We start from the raw sequence: 5,019 nt of genomic DNA on the forward strand, positions 1-5,019 counted from the left end.
TTGGCAAAAAAATAATACAAGGAGAACCCATGAAGCTCCGAGAAACCATATCATGGTTAATGGGTACGCTGCAACGGAGTTTATTTCCGTATTTGGAGGAATGTTCGGGAACGCCTTTAACCGAGAAACAAAAGCAGTTGATCCAAATCCTGGAAATCGTTCAAGTCGAGAAGTCTGTACCCAAGACGGCCACCCACCAATGGATGGGACGAAAGGTCTTGGAACGGGAAGCCATCGCCCGGGCCTTTGTGGCCAAGATGGGTGAACGAGGAAGAAGGGTGATTCTCGTGGAAATCCTTCCTGAAATCGCCGCCGAGGCTGACGCAGACACCAAGGCCTATTTTGGGATGAAGTTTAAGCAAAACAATGTCCAGGTCTATACCGGTACGGAACTTATCCTTATCGCGGGGAAGACGGCCACCGTCCGCCAAGGGCAAGAAGAGATCGCTGTGAATGTCGATGTCTTGATCTTCGCGGTGGGTGCCAAGCCGGATAATAGACTCCAGGAGGAACTCGTTTCTTCCGGGCGTCCTGTAGTCAAAGTGGGTGACTGCATTCAACCACGGAATATCCTCGAATCCGTGCGCGAAGGGTTTGAAGCAGGAAACAAGATTGATTAGAAAGGAGAGCGCGCGATGAGTACACGAGAATGGCCGATCGCTTACTGGCACTATACGCCAGGGCCTTCCAGCCCCATTCAGATGATGAAAGGAGCCCTAAAGTGCATAAAATGTGGAGATGTAAAGGAGGGTGAGACAGTCCTCATTTCGACCGACACGAACAAACTGAGAATCGCGGAAGTCCTGGCGGCGGCGGCCTATGCCGTTGGCGCAACGCCCATCATAATCATGATTCCGCCGGTGGGAGTTCACGGGGCGCAGCTCCCTGAGCCCATCGTGGCCGCATTTCGGGAGGCAGATGTCTTTTTGCAACCGACGACCTGGTCCCAAACCCACACGAAGGCGCGCGTCGAGGCGATTAAGGCCGGAAAGCGTGGAAGCACCATGTGCGAGGTAACCGAGGATGCTCTTTGCGTCGGAGCGATCAACGCGGACTACGAGGATTGTGACCAAAGGGGACGTGTCTTAGGGGCAGCCCTGGCAGCAGCGGGTGAAATCAGGGTTACGACCCCTCTTGGGACCGATATTCGGGGGCAGGTCACGGGCAGACCTGTTCAATATGAGACTGGACTGTTTAAAAAACCGGGCCAATTCGCTGCCTTTCCGGATAGTGAAATCAACATCTCGCCCATCGAGGGGACTACGGAAGGGAAAATCGTGAGTGACGTAAGCATCATGAGTGTGGGCATCACCCTCTATGACCAGGTAACCCTTATCGTGAAACAAGGGAAGGTGGTGGATATCCAGGGGGGCATGGCTGCGAGCAAACTCCGCATGGTTCTCGAGTCCCTGAAAAACGAGAAGGCTTACAACTATGCGGAATTCGGGATCGGTCTCAATCCGGAGGCCCGTCTCTGTGCAACCAACTTGGAAGACCTTGGTCGGCTTGGGAACTGTCATGCGGGGATCGGTAGCAACTTTGCCATCGGAGGCAAGGTTCTGGCTCCGAATCATATCGATGTGATGTATAAAGACACGACCGTTTATTTCGATGGGAAGATCGTCCTGGACAAAGGGGTCTTGAAAATCTGAGAGAGAATCCGTAGTCTATTCCGATTCATGGAGCGAGGACCTTGAATCCTATGAGGATTGACTGCTTTATTCCCTTTCTATTTCACTGACCCAGGATATTTCCGAGAACACTTGTATTCTAAACAGATATAGGTTGCACTTTCTTCATCCGCTGGATTTTTCATGAAACCATCTTAAGTATGGGAAGAGACTCTGGGACCTTCGCTTTTTTCCCAGGTTAAAAAAGAAGCGACCAGACAGAGGGACCCGTTTAGGATAAAAGCGCCCGCAAGCCCCCGGTGCTCCCCAATCCATCCCGTAATCAATGGCCCCAGACTCATGCCCGCGGCATAGATGGACTGGAAGAACCCCATAGCTGTTGCCTGTTGGGCAAGAGGGAAAGGCTGAATGGCCAATCCCATGAGCAGGGGAAAGACCAAGCCCACTCCCACCCCGTTGACGGCCTGGAGCGAACCGCCCACTATTTTGGCATAGGGACCAGGAGCGGCATATAAATATAAATTGAGCCCCAAAAGAATAAGGTGCAGAACGGAAAAAGGAGAATTGATTGGCGATAAGAAGGGGGCTCTGAAGAATTAGTGGAGTTCATGATCAAAGAATAAAGAGGGTAGGCTTTATCTTTTCTGCGCCTCCCCGGTCATAGGCACAAAAGATACGCCCAAAAGGTGCTGGACATCGGTCTGGCCATTCTTTTTGGTGAGTAGCGTGAGAGTTTGAAAATAGGTCGTACTCCCTAAAGGTATTATCAACCTTCCGTTCTCCTTCAGTTGCTTGATTAGCGGGGGAGGAATATGGTTGGCCGCACAAGTGACAATAATGGCATCAAAGGGAGCATATTCTTCCCAACCGAAATAGCCATCCCCGTATTTTACCTTAACCTTTTCATACCCCAACTGCTTGAGACGCTGGGCCGCCATTTGACTCAGGCTGGCCCGGATTTCGATCGTATAAACCTGGCCGGTTAGCTCCGCCAAAACCGCTGCCTGGTAGCCCGACCCCGCGCCGATCTCCAAAACCTTCTCTCCTGGTTTTACCTGCAGGATCTGAGTCATCAACGCCACGATATAAGGTTGGGAGATTGTCTGCCCTTCCCCAATGGGCAAGGGATGATCGGCATAGGCTTTACTCTGCAGAGATTTATCGACGAAGAGATGACGCGGTACCCGACCCATGATCTCCAGGACTTTGGCATCGGTGATATCCCGCCCTTTGAGGTCATGCTCAACCATCCTCTTGCGGGACTTGATGATTTGGGCATCTTCAGACGCAACCGTAGGCGCGGAGGGAAAAAGAAAAATCCAGGTTAGCAAAAAGAAGAGAACGGTCGTGCGCATAGGTTGGCCCTGGAGTGGGTAGGGACATCCCGCTTGCGGCGGGACATCGCGCCCCTACTTTGCCTTGCTGATTGCTAACTTTCACCCATCTGCCGCTGGTACTGCCGCGCCTGATGCATGAAGGCCTCCAGTCGCGTCAGGGTGTTGGTTTCTTCCTGCCCATCATAAGCCATGTTCAGAAAGGGAATGTCATTGTGGTCTTCGCGGTATCGTTTCATCACCGCACCGACGATGGTTCCAGGCATGCAGGTAAACGGCATGACATTGACCAGGCCGGAAACACCTTTCCTTACATAATCGCCGCATTTCCCCACGGAGAGAACCGCTTCTCCCTCAAAAGAGTCATCCAGGTAAGGCTTGGCTTCTCGTAGGGTTTCGAGGATGGAAGGTTCGGGATGATTGACGAGGCTTCCTGCAAAGATACGATCCAATTTATGCTCATCCCGCCTTTGCACCAAATCGGTGATGTAGGTACGCCAGAAGCTGCCAAAACGTTTGTTCCTCAGGCTATAACGCCGGGAGGTAAAGTTCAAATAGAGAAACCATTCGGCAATCGGGGGTAACCAAACTTCCCCACCAAGTTTCTCCAGCTCCTGGACGATGAATTCATTGCTGAAGGCATTGGAGCGAATATAGATTTCGCCCACAATCCCAATCCGCGGCCTTGACCCCTGGTTACTTACTTCGATCTGATCGAACCGTTTTCTGGCTTCCTGAAGAACTTCGACTAGGCCTGACAGGCATTGCTGGGGATCATCCCGACTATCCCGCACGACTTCGTAAGCTTTTTGCCGGAAAATCTCGAATTCCTTATCCGCTTCCCCAGGGTTCTTTTCATACGGCCGGGTTTCGCGGAGTTTCTTATCCAAAAGGTCTATGGCCACCATCCCCTGCCAGGCCAGCCGGGTAAAATTCTTCCCCAGAATGCCCAGATCTCTGTACAGGTGTTCATCTTGGGTAGGGGAATAGATGGGAACATCAGGATACCCCAGGTCATCGAGGATCAAGCGGTGCAAGCGGTGGTACTGCCCAAAGCGACATGGCCCGTTTCCGGAGGGCATGAAGAAGGCTACTTTATTGCGGTCAAAGTCCGGGCTCTTGACGACCCGGACCATGTCGCCGGTGGTCAAGATACACGGATAGCATTCTTTGCCGGAAGTAAACTTCCTTCCCCAGAAAACCGTTTCCGAGTTTGATCGGGGAGTAACCTCGGCATCAATGCCGCAGGACTGAAAAGCGCCGACCAGGGCGAAAGCCTGCTCGGCCATGTAGGGCACGTACACTTTGCGATGATCGGCATCCTTGGTCATTACGACGGTTTTCGGTTTCCGCTCTTCTTGCATCCGGCCATCCTGGATATTCTTCAGGCTGTCCAGGAAGGCTTCCAGCCGGGTAATGGCACCGACATCGGCGCTATGTTCGTCCACTTCGATTTGCAGATAGGGTTTCCCCCGCATTTTTTCATTGAAGAAATGAAGGATAAAAGAGTCTGGGCCGCAGGCAAAATTAGTAATATAGATGGCATGAAGGCGTGGATCATTACGAACGATGTGGGCGGCGCTGTAAATCTTCTGCCCGGATTTCCAGTACATATCCTCCCAATCATCCACCAGGTTTACTTCATCCAAGGGGAGGCAATCCATGGGGATGGCGATGACCCCGAGGTCCCGTAGCTTTTGGGGAAGTCCTAAATTAACACCCGGGTCGCAGCCGTTGTAAGGTCGACTGATGATGACCATGGCCCGGTCCCCTTCTTTTAGGTTCTGCAGGACCTCCTGGCCCCGGCGTTTTAGAGAAGCGTAAAAGCTGTTCTGGGCCGTCTGCGCCTTCTCAATCGCTTCCCGCACTTCATCCGCATCTTTGCCCAGCTCCCGGCACATTTTCACCAGGGCCTGTTCTAAGTTCTTTCGCTCCCAGCCGAAATGGATGACTGGGGTGAGGAGTTTCACTCCATGGGACTTAAAATCGATAGCCGATTTGACGGCATAGGGGAAGGCCTGAACGTAAGGACAGGTGAAGGACCGGTCCAGGGA

At 52.4% G+C, this 5,019-nt stretch carries 5 protein-coding genes; 2 read left to right on the forward strand and 3 right to left on the reverse strand.

Going from position 1 to position 5,019, the window contains the following annotated elements; genetic code table 11:
- Positions 1-29 precede the first annotated feature (29 nt).
- A complete protein-coding gene (locus Q7V48_03155; protein MDO9209734.1) occupies positions 30-620 on the forward strand; it encodes an FAD-dependent oxidoreductase in 591 nt (196 codons plus the stop codon).
- Between the two features lie 15 nt (positions 621-635).
- Complete coding sequence (locus Q7V48_03160) at positions 636-1,652, forward strand: leucyl aminopeptidase (GenBank protein ID MDO9209735.1); 1,017 nt, start codon at positions 636-638, stop codon at positions 1,650-1,652.
- Positions 1,653-1,825: 173 nt separating this feature from the next.
- Here the strand turns inward: Q7V48_03160 and Q7V48_03165 are convergent, their stop codons facing one another.
- The 3 genes from Q7V48_03165 to Q7V48_03175 all read right to left on the reverse strand — a co-directional run.
- Positions 1,826-2,113: an MFS transporter gene (locus Q7V48_03165; GenBank protein ID MDO9209736.1), complete on the reverse strand. Its 288-nt coding sequence runs from the start codon at positions 2,111-2,113 to the stop codon at positions 1,826-1,828.
- A 153-nt stretch (positions 2,114-2,266) separates the two neighbouring features.
- The gene (locus tag Q7V48_03170; protein ID MDO9209737.1) at positions 2,267-2,986 is read right to left on the reverse strand and encodes a protein-L-isoaspartate(D-aspartate) O-methyltransferase; all 720 of its coding nucleotides are present in this window, start codon (positions 2,984-2,986) and stop codon (positions 2,267-2,269) included.
- A gap of 74 nt (positions 2,987-3,060) precedes the next feature.
- Positions 3,061-5,019 (reverse strand): acyl-CoA dehydratase activase-related protein (locus Q7V48_03175; GenBank protein MDO9209738.1); only part of this gene is annotated, 1,959 nt, incomplete at its 5' end.

The sequence above is a fragment of the Deltaproteobacteria bacterium genome, from assembly GCA_030654105.1.
Classification (GTDB): Bacteria; Desulfobacterota; SM23-61; order SM23-61; family SM23-61; genus JAHJQK01.

Coding starts and splice junctions, on each gene's coding strand:
- Q7V48_03155 (MDO9209734.1), top strand. CDS start 30: ATGAAGCTCCGAGAAACCATATCATGGTTAATGGGTACGCTGCAACGG.
- Q7V48_03170 (MDO9209737.1), bottom strand. CDS start 2,986: ATGCGCACGACCGTTCTCTTCTTTTTGCTAACCTGGATTTTTCTTTTT.
- Q7V48_03160 (MDO9209735.1), top strand. CDS start 636: ATGAGTACACGAGAATGGCCGATCGCTTACTGGCACTATACGCCAGGG.